Consider the following 18494-nt stretch of genomic DNA (forward strand, 5'->3'; position numbering starts at 1 on the left):
AGGGAAGTTGGAATTCACTGGATAGGAAACGAATTCTCACAAGAATTGTCCTGCGAGAAAGTCTCAATTTAGAAAAATTTCCAATCAAGGATAATTCTATCTGGTTGGGTCACCTAAGTTGTTTAGTTTTCCCTGGCACATTTTAGTGCCAGGGGTTTTTTGATGGTAACCTATTGAACATCAGTGAATTCCTGATAAAGTGTGGTGGGGGTCTGGTACTTTTATCATTGAATGTATCCTTAGGAAAAAATGCGATTTAGGCAAAAGGAACGTTAACGGGGAAAAAGTTATATTCTTTGAAAGGCAGGGTACTTGAGGTAAGGTGCGTTGCCCTGTTCTTCCCAAAAAAGAATCGTGTACGAGTAATACTTAAATGGGAATGACGGGACTTGATGAAGGGTATAGATAAGCAAATCCTTGGCCAAAATCGTAACACCAACCCAAGCGTAACTACATTACATTCACTAGGAAGGGGAATTTCTTATGGCAGATGAAAATGTGAGCAAAAATTTAGTTGATGCTGCGTTTAAAAAGAAAAACTCAGAAGAAGAACAGAAAGTAAAAGAAGAGGAAAAAGCAACGATAGGCGATATCATCACTTTCCAAAAAGACGGCCAACAGGTTGAAGCTGTCGTAACTTCTGTTAATTTACAAAACTCTGTGGTTTGCGATATGACGATTATGGATGATTTCGACGAGCGCAACTTTGATTTCGAAAAAACAGTCGTTGCTCATACAAACTACAGCATTAAAAAACGTCGTGACAAGTAAGTTCAGCACATAAAAAAATCATCATACTTATGAAGTATGATGATTTTTTTGTGGGTTCTGTGATTCTCTATAATATTGTGCCGGAGACTTTAACACTAATCGGTTTTCCTCAATCTCACAGATGGTTTAACGATTGATTAGGAGAAACAGGGCTTACTTCAATTTCTTGCGATTGATCAACTCAGCAGCAACAAAAGCAAGATCGTCGTTCCCATAAAGAGACAGCACCTCAAGCAGCGTTTCAGAATCAATAGGGTCGGACTCCTGCTTCGGGACGGTCAGCTCCAGGGCATCGACCAATTCTTTGTTTTTCTCCTGGTGGGGATAGGCTTCTTGATAAATCGCTAGAGAATCCAGGTCATGGTTGATACACCACTGGGCAAAAAGGAGAATCATCATTTTTTCACCTTTTTGATAGTTACGAATCACTTCTTCTTCCCGGCTTCGATCCATGCAGCATTCCTCCTTCGTATACAGGGGGAATGGCCCTCCCTGAAGAGTATTTCTTTCACTTTATCACGTTAGAAGAGCACGTTAAAAGCATGCTCACTTGCTGAACGGAATAAGAACCTTAAGGGGTGGCCCTTAAGGTTCCTGGATTCTATTGGTCTCGGTTAAATCCAGAAGAGACCGATCAGTGCTGTAATGGCAATGGCTGCACCGGAAATGATAGCGGTCATTTCCGTTTTTGTTTTGTCATTTTTGGTTTGTCTCAACTGCTCGACTTCTCTTTTTAACCGTTCAAATTCTTCACGAGTGGGATGATCCATAGGACTCGCCTCCTGTTTGTTTAAGCCGGTGGCCGGTTCTTTATTTTCCTATCTACTATAAAATATACAGGATATTGAACAAATAAAATAGAGGGAAGGGTCACAGGGCCGTGCCGTTTTCAGTTTATGGCAAGAGGATGGGAAAAAGAAGGGTGCATTCATGAAAAGACAAGCAGGGGAGAGCTCCCCTGCTTGTTTGGTTTAGATCGCATCATTCACAAACCGGAGGGCGCGGCTTAACGTTGTGGGGACAACGGAAAGGTGGTTCTCCCCCTCTGCTTCCCGGTAATCCATTTGAAACTGCTCGTGAGAAACGGTGGAGAGCTCCTGGGAAAGTTGCCGGGCATCTGCTACCATGTGTCCTCTCTCATCAGAGCCGACCGTCATGAACAGACGCTTTACGCTGGAGTAGTTTCCGAGATTTTCAACGAAGCCAGCGCGATACGCTAATACTTCTTTTTCATCCCACCAGATGGATGGACTGGTAGCGATGTATCCTTGAAAGGCATCCGGGTTCTGGAAGAGGGTGTACAACGTGTACAAACCACCGAGGGAGTGGCCGAAAAGGATTTGTTTTTCTGCGTTGACCGGGTATTGCTCCTGGATGAACGGTTGAAGTTCTTCCACGATGAATTGATGAAAGAGGTCGCCTCCGCCGTGTTCCGGCCAAGGTTTTCCGTCTGGTTTGGTCAATGGCTCCGCACCTTCCTGAGAGGGTGGAGTCAAGTCTTTGAATCTACGGTCCATGACAAAGTCGGTATCTGATGGATAACCGATGCCAACGGTAATAGCAGGCAGGACGCCGGTTTTATCAGACCTTCTGGACTGAAGGCGTACCATGTCCTGGACCGGCTGGAAAAAGGCATTGCCGTCCAAGACATAAATGACGGGATAGCCTTCTTCCGGTGCTTCGCCTTGAGGTTTGGAGACGAAAATATGATAGGGGAGGTCGTTGTTTTTGGAATGGGTCTCCCAATGGTCGGTGTTCGTGCTGCTGCGTGGCTTGGTTGCTTTGAAATGCATGAGCGAGTGGCCTCCTTCTGTTATACGTAAGCTTTTATTTTTTCTTCCTGAATCTGGGCGCTCTCGTAACCGAAACAGACGGGCGCGCCGTTATGGGGATCGATCATGATCCGGGCATCAATTTGGAAGACCTCCCGGAGAATGTCCTCGGTAATGATGTCTTTCGGTGCACCGGTCATGGCCACCTCCCCTTGTTTCATAGCGACGATCTCATCAGAAAATCGAGCCGCATGGTTGATATCGTGAAGCACCATGACAACGGTGCACGCATGATACTGGTTCAGTTCTTCGACGATTTTCAATACTTCATACTGGTGAGCCATATCCAGGTAAGTCGTGGGCTCATCAAGTAACAGGACATCGGTTCGCTGGGCAAGAGCCATGGCGAGCCATACCTTTTGTTTCTGACCACCGGATAACGTGCCTAGGTCGCGTTCTCGGAACGGAGTGGTGCGGGTAATATCCATCGCCCACTCGATCGTTTCTTTATCCTCGGGTGACAGCTTGTTCAAGTTTTTCCGGTGAGGGAAGCGGCCGTAAGAGATCAGTTCTTCGACCGTAAGCTCGCCGGGAGCGACCGGGTGTTGAGGGAGCAGCGATAAGTGCTTCGCTATTTTTTTCGTCGACAGTTGGTTCAGGTTTTGCTCCTGAAGGAAAATGGAGCCTTTTTTCTGCTTGAGAATCCGCCCCATCGTTTTCAACAGGGTCGATTTCCCACAGCCGTTCGGACCGATGATCGTTGTGATCTTTCCTTCTTCGATCGTGAGGTCCAAATCTTTCAGGACGGTGTGGTTTTCATAGCGCGTCTCGATCTGTTCTGCTCGTAAAATCGTCATCGTTGACGTCCTCCTTTTTAGGTTCCCAACAGAAAGGGTCATCTCATTTTTAACAGCAAGTAGAGGAAATAAGGGACCCCGATGATGGATATGACGATCCCTACTGGAATTTCTACAGGTGCAAAGGCATTTTTAGCGATAAAGTCTGAAATCATGACCAGCAGCATGCCGAGGGCTCCGCAGATCGGGATCATCCGTTTATGATGGATGCCGACGAGGCGTCTGGCGATATGGGGAGCCATCAATCCGATAAAGCCGATACTTCCGGACACGGAAACACAAGCACTGACGAGGCCGATGCTGCTGAGCAGCAGGATGCCTTTTTCACGCTCAACAGAAAAGCCGAGGCTCTTCATGCTCGATTCTTCCAGCTGGAAGTAATCCAGGATCGGCGCTTTTTTAATAATGACGGGCACTAAAAACATCATCCACGGCAGCATAGACAGGATGAATATCCAATTTGCGCTGTAAATACTTCCGGAAAGCCATACCGTCGCCATTTCAAAATCGGCTGCGTTCATTTTTAACGAAAGGAACAGAGTGAAGGCTCCGAAACCTGATCCGATCGCAATCCCCGTCAGAAGTAGTCGCTGCGGGTCCAGTGTGCCGTTTTTCAACGCAAAGGTGTAGATGATGAAAGCGGCCAGCAAACCTCCGATGAGTCCGAATATCGGCTGGATCATGACCGCTTTCCAGCCTGTAAGGTCCCATTGATTTTGGAAGAAGAACATGAAGAGCACTATGAAAGCGCCCGCTCCTGCATTGATTCCTAAAATTCCGGGATCGGCAAGGCCGTTTTTCGTAATCCCTTGGAGGACAGCACCGGCGATTCCCAGTCCGAATCCGACAAGTCCGGCAATGACGATCCGGGGCAGCCGGAAATCGAAAATGACGAGATCATGTTCAGCCACTGGATCGATTCGTAACAGGGACCGTGCGATATCCTGGATGTTGAGTTCGTAGGTGCCGTATCCGATACTGATGAATACCATAGCGATGGTCAGAATCAGAAGGACGGATAAGACGAGACCAAACGTCGTTTTCGATGATTTAGACATAGCTTTTTCCTCCTCTCGTGCGGATGAGGTAGAGGAAGAATGGAACCCCGATCAAGGCGGTTACGACACCGATCGGGGTTTCGAAAGGGTCGTTGATGAAGCGGCTGATCACGTCGCTCCACGCGAGAAATAGCGCCCCGATGATGGTAGTGCACGGAATGACCCATTTGTAGTCGATGCCCACGATATACCTTGTGATATGGGGGATGATCAGACCGACGAAGCCGACTTTTCCGACCAATGCGACAGAAGTTCCTGTTAAGAGCACGACTGAAATCATGACGAGGGCTTTTACAAGGAGCGTTCGCTGTCCTAATGTCGTGGATACCTCATCTCCAAGGGACAGGATCGTAATCGATTTGGAAATGAGCAGCGCCATCAGAAATCCGACGGCTCCAAGCGGCACAGCCAGCTTCAACACTTCGATATCGACTTGATGCAGCCTTGCGTTATACCAGAAACTGATATTCTGGGAGATTTCAAAATAAGAAGCGATGGCTGCAGATACGCTGCTTAAGAATGTACCGATAACGGTACCGATGATGGCTAGTCGTACGGGGGACAGGCCGTTCCTGATCAGGGAACCGAACCCGAAAACGATGGCTGTGCCGAGGGCGGACCCCAGCATAGAAAAGATGACTAATTGATAAGGGGTCAGCGCTGGTGCGAACACCATGCACAAGGTTATGACAAAAGCTGAACCATCCGATACCCCCATGATGGAAGGGGAAGCCAGGTAGTTCCTGGTCATCCCCTGCATAAGGGCGCCGGAAATGGCAAGGAACGCCCCGACGAGAAGAGCCCCGATCACCCGGGGGAAACGAGAGGTCATGATGATCGTATGATTGATATTGGACGGATCATAATGAAAAAGCGCTTCAAAAACGGTGGCTGCGCTGATCTCTTTCGCCCCGAGAATGATGGATAAAAGAACGGTCCCCAAAATGAGGACCGGAGCCGCGTATAAAATAATAGAGGGGACAAGTTTTTTTCTCATCTGGGAACGCACCTTTACATTTACTTAGTCAGTTTTTCTTTCGCAACTTCCAGGAATGCCGTCTTGCTCCATGCTGTACCACCTTGAGCCATCGGGTCCACAGCGTTTACAAATACTTGATCGTTTTTGGAAGCGTTCATACTCTGCCAAATCGGGTTGTTCTGCAGATCTTCCAAGGCTTGTGGTGTATCAGGGTTTTCGTTGTCCGCAAATTGGACGAAAAGAATGTCAGGATTGACTTCGGCCAATTTTTCAATCGTGATCATTTCCTGTGCTTCGACGGCACCTAGTTCTTCAGGTACAGAAATGCCGAGGTCACTATAAAGGACAGGGTTGAAGTACGTATCTTCCGGATACACGTAGATGCTGCCGCCACGAATGCGGACCATCATGATCTTCTTGCCTTCCACGTTCGACTTGATTTCTTCCTGTAAGGCAGCTGCATCATCTTTGTAAGTCTTGATGACATCCTCGGCTTGATCTTCTTTCCCTGTCAATTTACCCATCAGCTTCAAGTTTTCTTCCCAGTTCGAAGAGATATGGGAAACAGGGAACATCGGAGCTACTTTGTTCAAGTTCTCAGCCACTTCCGGCTGGAATTTCGATGTACCGAGAATGACGTCCGGCTGCAGTTCCAATAGTTTTTCATGGCTTGGCTGACGCTTGGAGCCGATGTCTTCCGCACCTTCCAGTTCTTTCGATACATACTCAGGAATCTCTCCGCCGTAGGTGATCGTCGCCATCGGCTTCACACCAAGTACTGCAGCATCTTCCATCGATTCAAGACTCGCTGTTGCAATATCTTCTACGTTAGCTGGCACTTCATAATCTTCTTCTAAGTATGTGATCGTTTGAGTACCTTCTTCAGATGCTGTTGTTTCTGTCTTTTCTTCTTTGTCTTCCTTATCATTCTCACCTGAAGCACTATCTGTGCTGTTGCAGGCCGTTATAAATAGAGACAGGATGGCAATCATCCCGATCAGCCAAATTTTCTTCATATCATTTCCTCCTAATTGGTTTCGTTTATATTCTCACCCTTCTGCTGACAAGTGGCGCCTTTCTATGTAACAGAAAGAGAGTGCATAAACAAACGATAGTGATAATCATTTTCAACTATAACTTTATTGAGAATGGTTTTCAACCGTCTTTTTTCAAAAAATTCAATGGGAGAGAAGCTGTTGAAGAGATTAACCCCTGTGGTGACAAGGGTTTTAAATGGTAGAACTATCATTTACCACTTGGAAAATTAATGCTTTAGGTATAGGTCTTTTCTTCCAATTCACAAAAACTTTGCGAAAATTGGTTGATTTCCTTCGGTGAGAATGGTTATCATTTGGAACATACGTTGATGAAACTGATAATCATTCTCAAAATGATTTGGAAAGGTATGAGATACACACATGGATGAATTTCTTGGAAAAGTCGCTCTTGTTACAGGAGCGGCCGGTGGGATCGGAAAGCAGATCATCGGTGAACTGGCCCGGGCTGGAGTCATCGTTGCGGCTGTGGACCGGGAACCGGATAGCATCATGCAACATGAAAATATACAGCCTTACTCTATGGATATTACCGATGAAGAGGCGGTGGAGGCCGTCGTTTCTCAAGTAGAAGAGGAAGTGGGGGCCATTGATACCCTCGTTAATGTCGCTGGTAAGCTTCATTTAAATAAAGTGGAAACGATGAGTAAGCAGGAGTGGGACGAGACATTCGCTGTGAATACGACAGGTGTTTTCCTCGTTTCGCGGGCAGTCAGTAACCGGATGATCTCAAGGAACCAGGGATCGATTGTCACTGTCAGTTCGAATGCGGGCCGTATGCCGAGGGTTTCGATGGCCGCTTACGCCGCATCGAAATCAGCGGCCACTCAGTTTACGAAATGCCTCGGCTTAGAACTAGCCGCCCATAATATCCGCTGCAATGTCGTATCACCGGGTTCTACTGATACCGATATGCTCAGACAGTTGTGGAAGGATGAATCAGGAGCAGAAGCAACGATCGCAGGATCGATGGATGATTATAAAGTTGGGATTCCGCTGCAGAAAATCGGGCAGCCCAAGGACGTTACAGGGATTGTCCTGTTTCTGATGTCGGATCTTGCTTCTCATATAACCATGCAGGATATCTGCGTCGATGGAGGAGCTACTTTAGGTGTTTAAAGACGAAGGGAAGGTGCATGACATGTATCAATCACTAAAAGTAAAGCAGGAAAAGAAAGCACTGATCGAAGACGTTGAAAAGGGAGACTTCTTCCTGTCGTCTCCGGATCAGACCTACCTGGGAAAAGGAATCTATACAAAAGTTGATGAGGAACCGGAACAGTCGTTGGCAGAAAATGTCCGCAGGACGCTGGAACGTGTGAAAGGAGAAGGCCATCCTTCCCCTGTTGTCGTTGGAGTCGTTCCGTTCCATCCTGATCATTCGCACAGGTTGAGAATCCCCGAAGAATGGCAGCAAAGCAGCGATTCCAACGAGCAGGTCGAAGAAGCAGCGCCATTCATGAACTACGAACTCCGTCCGCATCCAGCTCCTGAAAAGTATGAAGACGGTGTCCGTCAAGGCCTGGAGGCTATTGAAAGAGGGGACCTGAGCAAAATCGTACTGGCAAGGTCGCTGTCCCTTACTTCGCAAGAGGATATTAACCGTACCCAGTTACTGAAGAATCTCGAAAAACATAATCTTCGAGGGTACACTTTCGCAGCACCATTAGAGGGGCAGGAGGACAGCACCCTCATCGGAGCAAGCCCTGAACTCTTGTTATCGAAAAAAGGAAATGCCGTGTTTTCAAACCCTCTCGCAGGTTCCCGGCCGCGAAGTGAAGATCCAGTCGAAGACCAGCGCAGGGCTGAAGAACTGATGGAATCTGCCAAGGATCTGCACGAGCATGCCGTCGTCGTTGAATCCGTCCGTCGAGCCCTTGAGCCTTACTGCTCTACATTGGATGTCCCGGAACGCCCGTCTTTGATTCAAACCGAGACGATGTGGCATTTGTCCACACTTGTCGTTGGAGTAGTGAAAGATGAAGGCACGAGCTCCGTGGAAATGGCCGCTTCTCTACATCCGACCCCGGCGGTCTGTGGACAGCCTACCCTTGAGGCCCGGAACAAGATCGAGGAGATCGAACCTTTTTCCCGCGGATTTTTCACAGGAATGGTCGGTTGGAATGACTGGAAGGGCGATGGAGAATGGATCGTTACCATCCGTTGTGCGGAAGTGAGTGATCATAAGGTCGACCTTTATGCAGGAGCAGGAGTCGTCAAAGGGTCTGTACCGGAGGATGAGTTGAAAGAAACGACGGCAAAATTCCAAACCATGCTTCGAGCCATGGGCGTTGAAAGCTGAAAAGGAGGAGATCAAATGTTAGAAGGATGTCCAGCCTGGCCGGAAGATGCAGCTGCTTTTTACCGGGACCAGGGCTGTTGGGAAGGAAGAACATTCGGAGAACTATTACGTGATCGAGCCAGGAGTTTCCCTGATCGGACGGTCGTGACCGAAGGGGAGGTTTCTATTACATATCTGGAACTCGATCAGCGTGTCGACCGGTTAGCGGCAGGATTTCTGAACATCGGTATTCAAAAGCAGGACCGGGTCGTTGTCCAGCTCCCGAACCGGATCGAATTTTTCGAGGTCATCTTCGCTTTATTCCGGATCGGAGCTCTGCCGGTATTTGCACTGCCTTCTCATCGGAAGAGCGAAATCGATTATTTCTGCGAATTCTCAGAGGCGGTTGCTTACATTGTGCCTTCTGAGCATGAAGGGTTCTCTTACCTTTCCATGGCGGAAGAAGTGAAAGCGAACATTCCGACTATGAAAGAAGTCATTGTGGTCGGGGAGAGCCGTTCGTTGCTGAGCCTGGATGATTTATATCAAAATCCTTCTGCCGGCTTTCCTGCGGTTCATGCTGAAGAGGTGGCTTTCCTGCAGCTGTCCGGTGGAAGTACAGGGTTACCCAAGTTGATTCCACGGACCCATGATGATTACATGTACAGCCTGCGTAAGAGTGTGGAAGTTTGTGAGTTGGATGCGGAGAGTGTGTATTTAGCTGTTCTTCCTATTGCCCATAACTTTCCGCTCAGTTCACCAGGCATTCTGGGAGTCATATATGCCGGAGGAAGGGTCGTGCTTGCTCCTCATTCAAGTCCGGATGTGGCCTTCCCTCTTCTGGAAAAAGAGAAGGTGACCATCACAGCTCTCGTTCCACCGATTGCCATGATCTGGCTGCAGGCTGTCAAACATCGTTCCTACGATTTTTCCTCACTGGAAGTGATTCAGGTAGGGGGAGCGAAGTTCAGTGCAGAAAGTGCCCAACGAATCCAGCCAGCCTTTGGCTGCAAGCTGCAGCAAGTGTTCGGAATGGCGGAAGGACTGGTTAATTATACGCGATTGGATGACCCGGAAGAAACCATCATCCATACCCAGGGACGCCCGATGTCCGAGTATGATCAGATCCGTGTCGTCGATGAAGAAGATAAGGAAGTGGCTCCAGGAGAATTGGGGCAGTTGTTAACGAAGGGTCCTTATACGATCCAGGGCTACTACAAAGCAGCGGAACATAATGAGAAATCGTTCACATCTGATGGGTTTTACAGAACCGGTGACCTGGTACGCATCGATGCTGCTGGGAATATCCAAGTGGAAGGCCGGGCTAAAGATCAGATCAACCGCGGAGGCGAGAAAATTGCAGCCGAAGAAGTGGAAAACCATCTACTCGCTCACCCGCATGTATTGGATGCTGCGATTGTGGCGATGCCCGATCCATTCTTAGGGGAACGTTCCTGTGCGTTCATCATTCCTTTGGAACAGGAACCATCCATGGACGAAATCCGTTCGTTTTTACATGAGCGCGGATTGGCTGCGTATAAAATTCCAGATCGCATGGAGCATGTCGAGGCTTTCCCGGAGACGGCCCTTGGCAAAGTAAGTAAAAAAGCGCTCCGCCAAATCATTACTGAAAAACTGACGAGTACGACCTGAATAATACTTAGAAAGGACGTGTTGAACATGGGACTACCATCCATTACGCCATACAAAATGCCAGAAAAAGAAGAGGTGAAGAACAACCGAGCCGACTGGAACATCGATCCGGACCGTGCTGTTCTTCTCATTCACGACATGCAGCAATATTTCATCAATGCTTATGATGCTTCCCAATCACCGGTAAAAGAGATGATGGATCATATTGGAGAAATCAGAGAGGCTTGCAAAACGAAACAGATCCCTGTCGTCTATACAGCCCAGCCAGGAGACCAGGACCCTGAGGACCGTGCATTGTTGACCGATTTTTGGGGGGAGGGTCTTGCGGATGATGAATCCGTCACGAAGATCATGGATGAGTTAAAACCGGAGGAATCGGATCTTGTGCTCACGAAGTGGCGTTATAGTGCTTTCAAACGCTCGGACTTGCTTGAACGGATGCAGAAGGAAGGACGTGATCAGCTGATCATCTGCGGGGTATATGCCCACATTGGTTGTTTAATGACAGCGGCCGAAGCATTCATGAGTGATATTCAATCGTTCTTCGTAGCAGACGCCGTGGCTGACTTCTCTGAAGCAGACCACCGGATGTCGATGAATTATGTGGCGACCCGCTGCGGGATGACCGTCTGGAAAGAGGAGGTTTTGGAAGCTTTAACCGCGGCCGATGATTATTCCATGGTTCATAAGAAAGTCGCCGAATCCCTGAATCTTCCGCCATCAGAGGTGTCAGCCGATGAATCACTCTTGTATAAAGGGCTTGATTCGATTCGAATGATGAGTCTCGTAGAAGAGCTGAGAGGGATGGGAATAGATATTGACTTCATGACGATGGCCGAAAATCCGACGATCGGTGCATGGGAACAACTCATCGATCAGCAGACACAACAAGGATAAAGACAGGAGAGGAGGAGCACATGATGTTGGATGTGGAAGTCGCCCGCTGGCCGTTGACCGGCGCACAGACGGGGATTTGGTATGCACAGCAATTGGAACCGGAAAACCCTGTTTATAACACAGGAGAATATGTGGAAATCACAGGTCACTTGAATATCCGTCATTTCGAGCAGGCCTTAGAGCGAACGATTTTGGATGCCGGTCTTCTTCATATGAGGTTTTTTGAAGATCACGAGGGACCTTGGCAGACGGAAGAAAAGAAGGATGAAATCAACCTTCCTGTCTTCGATTTGAGGGAAGAGGAAGATCCGGATCAGTCCGCTCTGCATTGGATGAAGGACGATTTAGGCCAGGCGATAGATCTTGAACGTGATGCGTTATTCTCTCACGCTTTATTCCGTTTGGAGGAAGACCGCTACTATTGGTATCAAAAAATCCATCATATTGCAGCGGATGCTTATGGATTCTCGCTGATCACTCAGCGGACCGCTAAGCAGTACACCCGTCTTGAAAAAGGGGAGGGGCTGGAAGATAACGTATTCGGATCATGGAAAGAAGTCATGGAGGAAGATCAGAACTATCGTCGATCCAGTTCCTTTGAAAAGGACCGGGAGTTTTGGCTGGAGAAATTCTCAGATGCCCCGGATGTGGTTAGTCTTGGAGACCGTTCTTCTGAACTTCCAAAAAAGACAATCACCCACTCCGGTCAATTGGAGATAGAGGCTCTGGAGGATTTGAAGCACAGAGCCAGACTCCAATCGTTCAGCTGGCATGAAGTCGTTTCGGCGGCTATGGCTCTTTATATCCATCGAATGACGCAGGCAGAGGATGTCATCATGAGCGTTCCGATGATGAACAGGATCGGTAGTGCTTCCCTTAAGGTACCCAGCATGGTGATGAATCTGGTGCCCCTCCGATTGCAGGTGCGCCCCGGCATGAGTTTCCAAGAGCTGGTGCAGCAGGTGAAGGATGAAATTCAAGCGGTCCGCCTCCATCAGAAGTATCGGCATGAAGAACTGCGCCGTGATCTTCATATGGTTGGGGATCAGCAGCGGCTATTTGGCCCTCAGCTCAATATTATGCCCTTTGATTATGGAGTGGCGTTCGGGGACGCAAAAGGAAAGACTCACAAACTTGCGACCGGCCCTGTGGATGATCTATCGCTGAACCTTTACGACCGTATGGGGGAGGGAGGACTTCGGTTCGATCTGGATGCCAACCCTGATGTCTATTCGGAAGAAGGTGTCGCTCTCCATCTGAAGCGGCTGGTCGGCCTCGTCAGGGACATAGCATCTACTGATTTTGATCAACCGATTGGACGTTTTTCTCTACTCCAACCCGAAGAGAAACTTCAAGTGATGGAGACGTTTAACGAAACGCAGAAGTCTTGGAAACAGGAAAGTCTGCTCCAATGGTTCGATACGAAGGCGGAGGAAATTCCAAACCATCAGGCGCTTGTCTGCCAGGAGAAGTCATTGACTTACGGGGCTTTGAAGAGCAAGGTCGATGGTCTTGCCCATCTTCTGGAAGCGAGAGGAGCAAGGCGTGGTCAGTTTGTCGCCCTCGTCCTTCCGCGTTCGGAAAAGATGACCGCCGCGATGCTTGCCGTCATGAAGACGGGAGCGGCTTATCTGCCGATCGATCCTGATTTCCCGAAGGAACGAATCGCCTACATGTTGGAGGATGCAGCTCCATCCCTCATCCTCACCACCCGTTCGGAACAGGAGCTGTTAGAAGGTGTGGAGGTCCCGCAGATGGTGATTGACGACCCATCGATTGAAAAAGAATGGGCAAATAAATGTCATTGGCCGTATCAGACTTGTCATGTGACCCTTGATGACCCTGTTTATATGATCTATACATCCGGGTCGACAGGAAGGCCGAAAGGAGTCGTTGTCTCCCACCAGGGGCTGCGCAACTTCATCCACTCAATGGTAGAAGAAATTCCACTAGACCCCTCCGACCGTTTTCTTGCGGTGACTACGATCGCTTTCGACATTTCTGTATTGGAACTTTGGCTTCCCTTACTGAATGGAGCAGCGGTTATCGTAGCAGACAAGGCGACAGTTAAGAACCCTGCTGATTTAGCTGCCCTCATTCGTGCAGAGCAGGTGAGCGTGATGCAGGCTACTCCTACGTTATGGCAGATGCTGATCATGGACGATTCGTCTATCGTCAAAGGTCTTCACATTTTAACAGGTGGAGAGCCGCTTCCCCTTCCGCTGATGAAAGACCTTCAGAGTCATGGAAGGAAAGTGACGAACTTGTATGGTCCGACCGAGACCACCATTTGGTCGACGATGCGCACGTTCGAAGGACAGGGAGAAAAGGAGCCAACGATCGGAGAGCCGATTGCGAATACGCAGATTTACGTATTGGATCACAACCTTGAACCTTTGCCAGCCGGAGTTGATGGAGATTTGTACATAGCTGGGGACGGTCTTGCTCTCGGCTACCACGGCCGCGAAGCTTTGACGGCCGAACGGTTTATTGCTAACCCTTTCCATGGTTTTGGATCCCGGATGTACCGCACGGGAGATATCGTCAGCTGGAACACGGACGGTTCGCTTTCGTATAAAAGCCGGGCAGATCATCAGGTGAAAATCCGCGGTTTTAGAATCGAACCTGGGGAGATCGAAGCCATTCTTGCAGAGAATCCTGACATTGATCGTGCAGCGGTTTTAGTTCGGGAAGATAACCCGGGCGATAAAAAAATCGTCGCCTACTATACGGCAGGTACACAGATCGAGCTTCAGAAGCTTCGTGAATATATGGGGGAAACTCTTCCTGACTATATGGTTCCATCCGTATTCATCAAACTTGATGAATGGCCAAAGACCCCTAATGGCAAACTGGACCGGAAAGCATTGCCGGCGCCGGATCTGTCCGGAGCCGCCACGGTCCAAGAGCCGCGCACACCTAAAGAAGAAATTCTTTGTGAGCTTTTCTCAGAGGTGCTCGGCGTTCATACCATTGGAATTGATGACAGCTTCTTCGATTTCGGGGGTCACTCCTTATCGGCTGGCCGTTTGATGAACCGCATCAAGGACATTTTCCAAGTAGAGCTAGGGATTGGAAAGTTATTTGAAAACCCGACCGTGGAAGGTCTTGTGAAGAAGATGGATGAAGGAAAGCCTGTGCGTCCTCCGGTAAAACGTGTGGAGAATAAAGCAGACATTCCTCTTTCCTTTGCCCAGAAGCGCCTGTGGTTCCTTCATCGACTGGAAGGTCCGAGTCCGACTTATAACATTCCAGTGGTCATCCGGCTCCAAGGGGAGATGGATTTCCATTCGCTTGAGACTGCTCTATATGATCTGATTGAAAGACATGAACCGCTCCGGACGATTTTCCCTGAAGAAGGGGGCACTTCCAGGCAGCTCATCCTGGATACAAAACAGGCGGTCCCGGAATTGACTACTTCCTTTATGGATGAAGATCAGGTGGAGGACGCTCTGAAACAGGACGTTCGCTATTCGTTCGATCTTGCCGAAGAGCCATCATTTAAAGTGAAGCACTATGACCTTGGCGGTGACTCCCACGTGCTGCTGCTTCTGATTCATCATATCGTCGGTGATGGATGGTCGATCCATCCGATGATCAAGGATTTGGAGAAAGCCTATAAAGCACGCGTGGAAGGATGTGCCCCGGACTGGGACGAACTCCCTGTTCAGTATGCGGACTATGCTTTTTGGCAGGAGCGATTACTGAATGAAGAAGATGAAGAAGGTCTTGTAGCCGAACAAATCGATTATTGGAAAGAGAACCTGGAAGATCTGCCTGAGCAGTTGGAATGGTCGACGGATTACACCCGCCCGGCCGAATCGAGCTATGAAGGGGAGACTCTTACGTTCCACATGGAAGGTGGACTTTTGGACCGTCTGGAAGCTGCTGCCCGCGAAAACGGAACAAGTCTATTTATGGTCCTTCAATCCGGCCTTTCTTCTTTATTGACGAGAATGGGGGCAGGAGAGGATCTTCCATTAGGAAGTCCTGTGGCAGGGAGAAGTGATGAAGCCCTTGGCGATCTTGTCGGGTTGTTTATTAATACGTTGGTGCTTCGTACGGATACTTCAGGGGATCCGACTTTCCGTGAACTTTTGGATCGGGTTCGTCGTGTGAATATCGATGCTTACGAACATCAGGACCTTCCATTTGAACGCTTGGTGGAAGTCATGAATCCGCCGCGATCAAGAGCGAAGCATCCGCTGTTCCAGGTGATGCTTGCCTTGCAGAATACGGAAGATCCTCATCTGGATCTTCCGGAGGTGGATGCGGATGTCGAGATTCGCAGTGTCGGAGCTTCCAAGTTTGATCTGACTTTCGAGTTCCAGGAAATGAAGGATGAAGCAGGAGAACCGTCCGGTTTGAAAGGGATGGTGGAATTCAGCACTGATCTCTTTGAGCGGGACACGGTCGAAACAATGATTGAACGCTTTGTCCTTTTCCTTGAAGGAGCTGTCGCAGACCCGGATCAGCCCATCGGGTCGATCGATCTATTAACTTCTGAAGAGAAAGATCGTCTGCTTGAAGAGTGGAGCGGCCCTACGGTCAGCATCGAACAGGATCGTTTGACAGACCGTTTTGAAAGACAGGTCGAGAAAACGCCGCATCAGCTTGCGGTGACGTATGAACGAGAGTCCCTGAGTTATGAAGCTTTCAACCGAAAAGCGAACCAGGTTGCTCATCTTTTGATTGAACAAGGGGTAGGCCCTGGAGACTTCGTTGCTTTAGCGCTGCCGCGGTCCATTCATATGATGGTCGGTCTGGTAGGAATTCTGAAGGCGGGAGCCGCTTATGTGCCTCTCGATCCAAACTACCCGAGTGCGCGTCTGGATTATATGATGAATGATTCAAAGCCTGCCTGTATCATTACAAACTTGGAAAGTTATGAAAATATGCAAGAAGGGATAGAAGAAGGGGTCCTTCTGATGGATGATGCCACGACAGTGAAGGAATTGGATCGCCAGCCGGTCACAAATCCGACAGATGCTGATCGAAGCGTACCTCTGACCCCTGAGCATCCAGCCTACATCATTTATACGTCCGGTTCGACAGGAAATCCTAAAGGAGTCGTCATCCCTCATCAGAATGTGATCCGTCTATTTGGAGCGACCGATCATTGGTTCAGTTTTAATGCTGAGGATGTTTGGACGTTGTTCCACTCGTATGCGTTCGACTTTTCGGTTTGGGAAATGTGGGGACCTCTCCTGCACGGGGGAAGGCTTGTGGTCGTACCACATACAATTACCCGCTCTCCAAAGGATTTCCTGCAGCTTCTTGTTGATGAAGGAGTAACGGTCCTTAATCAGACACCTTCTGCTTTTTATACGTTGATGCAGGCGGACCGGGAAGAACCCGGGATCGGGTCCGGACTTTCTCTCCGTTACGTCGTGTTCGGGGGAGAAGCCCTCGACCTTACACGGTTGGAGGATTGGTATGAACGTCATGAAATGGATGCCCCTCTTTTGATCAATATGTACGGCATTACAGAGACGACGGTCCACGTCAGTTACATTGAATTGGATCCGTCGATGATCAGACTTTCTGCCAACAGTGTGATTGGAGAGAACATCCCGGACCTCGGGGTTTATATCCTGGATGAGTATTTACAGCCTGTCCCACCCGGGGTGACGGGTGAAATGTATGTATCTGGTGACGGACTTGCACTCGGATACCTCGGTCGTCCTGACCTTACAGCCGATCGTTTTATCGCCAATCCTTTCAGTGAGGAAGGGGCGAGGATGTATCGTACCGGAGACCTGGCCCGTTTCACGAAGGATGGAGCCCTTGATTACATTGGACGGGCAGACCATCAGGTGAAAATCCGCGGCTTCCGAATTGAGCTTGGCGAAATCGAGAGTGTTCTGGCGAAACAGTCCGGGGTCGATCAGGCAGCTGTCGTCGTCAGGGAGGACCAACCGGGAGACAAACGCCTTGCCGCCTATTATGTATCCGACGAAGAGATAGAAATTCAGGATGTGAAAAATCATCTTTCTATCCACCTGCCGGACTACATGGTTCCTTCTGCTTTTGTCCAAATGGATGAACTCCCATTGACGGCGAATGGAAAGCTCGATAAAAAGGCGCTGCCCGCTCCGGATCTGACAGCTGTTCTGTCTGGACGGGCTCCACGGAATCCGCAGGAAGAAATGCTTTGTGAGTTATATATGGAAGTTCTCGATCTGCCACGCGTGGGTATCGATGATGGGTTCTTTGATCTTGGAGGCCACTCGTTATTAGCCGTTCAGTTGATGACGAAAGTGAAAGAAGCGCTTGGTGTGGAATTGAGCATCGGCATGCTATTTGAATCACCGACTGTCGCGGGGTTGTCGGAGCAGCTTGAAGAAGGAGGAAGCGGAAGCGCATTGGATGTGCTCCTGCCGCTCCGCAAGAACGGGGAAAAACCACCAGTGTTCTGTGTTCATCCAGCTGGAGGATTGAGTTGGTGTTACGCAGGGCTCATGAAAGCTCTTGGCGAGGAATACCCGATTTATGGGTTACAGGCGCGTGGCATTTCAGAAAAAGGAGTACTCCCGTCTTCGATCGATGCCATGGCCGCTGATTATATTCAGCACATGAAGACAGTTCAGCCTGAAGGGCCTTACCATCTGCTTGGATGGTCGCTCGGCGGGAATGTCATTCATGCGATGGCCACACAGCTGGAGAGAGAAGGGGAAGAAGTTTCCCTTGTAGCGATGCTTGATGCTTATCCAAGCCATTTCCTTCCAATTAAGGAAGCTCCGGATGATGAGGAGGCTTTAATTGCGCTGCTTGCTTTAGGAGGGTATGACCCGGATAGCCTGGGAGATAAGAAACTGGATTTTGAGAATGCGATTGAACTGCTTCGAAGTGATGGGAGTGCTCTGGCGAGTCTTGATGATGACACGATCCGGAATTTGAAAGAGACGTATGTCAATTCTGTCGGAATCCTGGGTGAGTATGACCCGGCTCCATACAAAGGAGATCTTCTTTTCTTCCGATCGACGATCATCCCGGATTGGTTCACACCGATTTATACGGACTCCTGGCATCCTTATATCCATGGTGAAATCGAACAATATGACGTCGAATGCCGCCATAAAGATATGTGCCAGCCACAGCCTATCGCAGAAATCGGAGCCATTCTCCTAAGAAAGCTGGATCAATTGAACAACAAACAATCATAAAAAAA

At 48.9% G+C, this 18494-nt stretch carries 13 protein-coding genes; 6 read left to right on the forward strand and 7 right to left on the reverse strand.

Translation table 11 applies throughout. The features are described from left to right. Window positions 1-483: 483 nt before the first annotated feature. Window positions 484-771 (forward strand): YkvS family protein, encoded by a 288-nt coding sequence (locus ACXADE_RS03295; protein WP_474979088.1) that lies wholly within the window; start codon window positions 484-486, stop codon window positions 769-771. A gap of 153 nt (window positions 772-924) precedes the next feature. Here ACXADE_RS03295 and ACXADE_RS03300 read toward each other — a convergent pair whose 3' ends face one another. From ACXADE_RS03300 to ACXADE_RS03330, 7 genes are all read right to left on the reverse strand, one after another. Further along, window positions 925-1224, reverse strand: coding sequence for a hypothetical protein (locus tag ACXADE_RS03300; protein WP_474979089.1), 300 nt, complete (start codon window positions 1222-1224; stop codon window positions 925-927). 161 nt (window positions 1225-1385) lie between these two features. Continuing rightward, window positions 1386-1541 carry a hypothetical protein gene (locus tag ACXADE_RS03305; RefSeq protein WP_474979090.1) on the reverse strand — a complete coding sequence of 52 codons (156 nt, stop codon included), beginning with the start codon at window positions 1539-1541 and terminating at the stop codon, window positions 1386-1388. A gap of 201 nt (window positions 1542-1742) precedes the next feature. Continuing rightward, window positions 1743-2564 (reverse strand): alpha/beta hydrolase, encoded by an 822-nt coding sequence (locus ACXADE_RS03310; RefSeq protein WP_474979091.1) that lies wholly within the window; start codon window positions 2562-2564, stop codon window positions 1743-1745. Window positions 2565-2584: 20 nt separating this feature from the next. Continuing rightward, window positions 2585-3400: an ABC transporter ATP-binding protein gene (locus ACXADE_RS03315; protein ID WP_474979092.1), complete on the reverse strand. Its 816-nt coding sequence runs from the start codon at window positions 3398-3400 to the stop codon at window positions 2585-2587. 38 nt (window positions 3401-3438) lie between these two features. Further along, window positions 3439-4458: a FecCD family ABC transporter permease gene (locus ACXADE_RS03320; RefSeq protein ID WP_474979093.1), complete on the reverse strand. Its 1020-nt coding sequence runs from the start codon at window positions 4456-4458 to the stop codon at window positions 3439-3441. Beyond that, entirely contained in the window at window positions 4451-5455 is a 1005-nt protein-coding gene (locus ACXADE_RS03325) for a FecCD family ABC transporter permease (protein WP_474979094.1), read from the reverse strand. Before ACXADE_RS03325 ends, ACXADE_RS03320 begins: the two co-directional genes overlap by 8 nt. Before the next feature lie 20 nt (window positions 5456-5475). Then, on the reverse strand, window positions 5476-6453 hold the full coding sequence (locus ACXADE_RS03330; RefSeq protein WP_474979095.1) for an iron-hydroxamate ABC transporter substrate-binding protein: 978 nt from the start codon (window positions 6451-6453) through the stop codon (window positions 5476-5478). Between the two features lie 402 nt (window positions 6454-6855). Between ACXADE_RS03330 and dhbA the strand changes: the two genes are divergently transcribed. The 5 genes from dhbA to ACXADE_RS03355 are packed head-to-tail and all read left to right on the forward strand — an operon-like array spanning window position 6856 to window position 18489. Further along, on the forward strand, window positions 6856-7611 hold the full coding sequence (dhbA, locus tag ACXADE_RS03335; RefSeq protein WP_474979096.1) for a 2,3-dihydro-2,3-dihydroxybenzoate dehydrogenase: 756 nt from the start codon (window positions 6856-6858) through the stop codon (window positions 7609-7611). Between the two features lie 22 nt (window positions 7612-7633). Beyond that, the gene (dhbC, locus tag ACXADE_RS03340; protein WP_474982189.1) at window positions 7634-8794 is read left to right on the forward strand and encodes an isochorismate synthase DhbC; all 1161 of its coding nucleotides are present in this window, start codon (window positions 7634-7636) and stop codon (window positions 8792-8794) included. A gap of 15 nt (window positions 8795-8809) precedes the next feature. After that, the gene (locus tag ACXADE_RS03345) at window positions 8810-10426 is read left to right on the forward strand and encodes a (2,3-dihydroxybenzoyl)adenylate synthase (RefSeq protein WP_474979097.1); all 1617 of its coding nucleotides are present in this window, start codon (window positions 8810-8812) and stop codon (window positions 10424-10426) included. Window positions 10427-10453: 27 nt separating this feature from the next. Continuing rightward, the gene (locus ACXADE_RS03350; RefSeq protein WP_474979098.1) at window positions 10454-11323 is read left to right on the forward strand and encodes an isochorismatase; all 870 of its coding nucleotides are present in this window, start codon (window positions 10454-10456) and stop codon (window positions 11321-11323) included. Between the two features lie 23 nt (window positions 11324-11346). Beyond that, the gene (locus ACXADE_RS03355; RefSeq protein ID WP_474979099.1) at window positions 11347-18489 is read left to right on the forward strand and encodes an amino acid adenylation domain-containing protein; all 7143 of its coding nucleotides are present in this window, start codon (window positions 11347-11349) and stop codon (window positions 18487-18489) included. Window positions 18490-18494: the final 5 nt, after the last annotated feature.

It is taken from the genome of Halobacillus sp. ABR2_026, from assembly GCF_056158545.1.

What these genes read in the sequence shown, in the direction of transcription:
- ACXADE_RS03295 (WP_474979088.1), top strand. Translation starts at nt 484, where the DNA reads ATGGCAGATGAAAATGTGAGCAAAAATTTAGTTGATGCTGCGTTTAAA.
- ACXADE_RS03300 (WP_474979089.1), bottom strand. Translation starts at nt 1,224, where the DNA reads ATGGATCGAAGCCGGGAAGAAGAAGTGATTCGTAACTATCAAAAAGGT.
- ACXADE_RS03305 (WP_474979090.1), bottom strand. Translation starts at nt 1,541, where the DNA reads ATGGATCATCCCACTCGTGAAGAATTTGAACGGTTAAAAAGAGAAGTC.
- ACXADE_RS03310 (WP_474979091.1), bottom strand. Translation starts at nt 2,564, where the DNA reads ATGCATTTCAAAGCAACCAAGCCACGCAGCAGCACGAACACCGACCAT.
- ACXADE_RS03315 (WP_474979092.1), bottom strand. Translation starts at nt 3,400, where the DNA reads ATGACGATTTTACGAGCAGAACAGATCGAGACGCGCTATGAAAACCAC.
- ACXADE_RS03320 (WP_474979093.1), bottom strand. Translation starts at nt 4,458, where the DNA reads ATGTCTAAATCATCGAAAACGACGTTTGGTCTCGTCTTATCCGTCCTT.
- ACXADE_RS03325 (WP_474979094.1), bottom strand. Translation starts at nt 5,455, where the DNA reads ATGAGAAAAAAACTTGTCCCCTCTATTATTTTATACGCGGCTCCGGTC.
- ACXADE_RS03330 (WP_474979095.1), bottom strand. Translation starts at nt 6,453, where the DNA reads ATGAAGAAAATTTGGCTGATCGGGATGATTGCCATCCTGTCTCTATTT.
- dhbA (WP_474979096.1), top strand. Translation starts at nt 6,856, where the DNA reads ATGGATGAATTTCTTGGAAAAGTCGCTCTTGTTACAGGAGCGGCCGGT.
- dhbC (WP_474982189.1), top strand. Translation starts at nt 7,634, where the DNA reads ATGTATCAATCACTAAAAGTAAAGCAGGAAAAGAAAGCACTGATCGAA.
- ACXADE_RS03345 (WP_474979097.1), top strand. Translation starts at nt 8,810, where the DNA reads ATGTTAGAAGGATGTCCAGCCTGGCCGGAAGATGCAGCTGCTTTTTAC.
- ACXADE_RS03350 (WP_474979098.1), top strand. Translation starts at nt 10,454, where the DNA reads ATGGGACTACCATCCATTACGCCATACAAAATGCCAGAAAAAGAAGAG.
- ACXADE_RS03355 (WP_474979099.1), top strand. Translation starts at nt 11,347, where the DNA reads ATGTTGGATGTGGAAGTCGCCCGCTGGCCGTTGACCGGCGCACAGACG.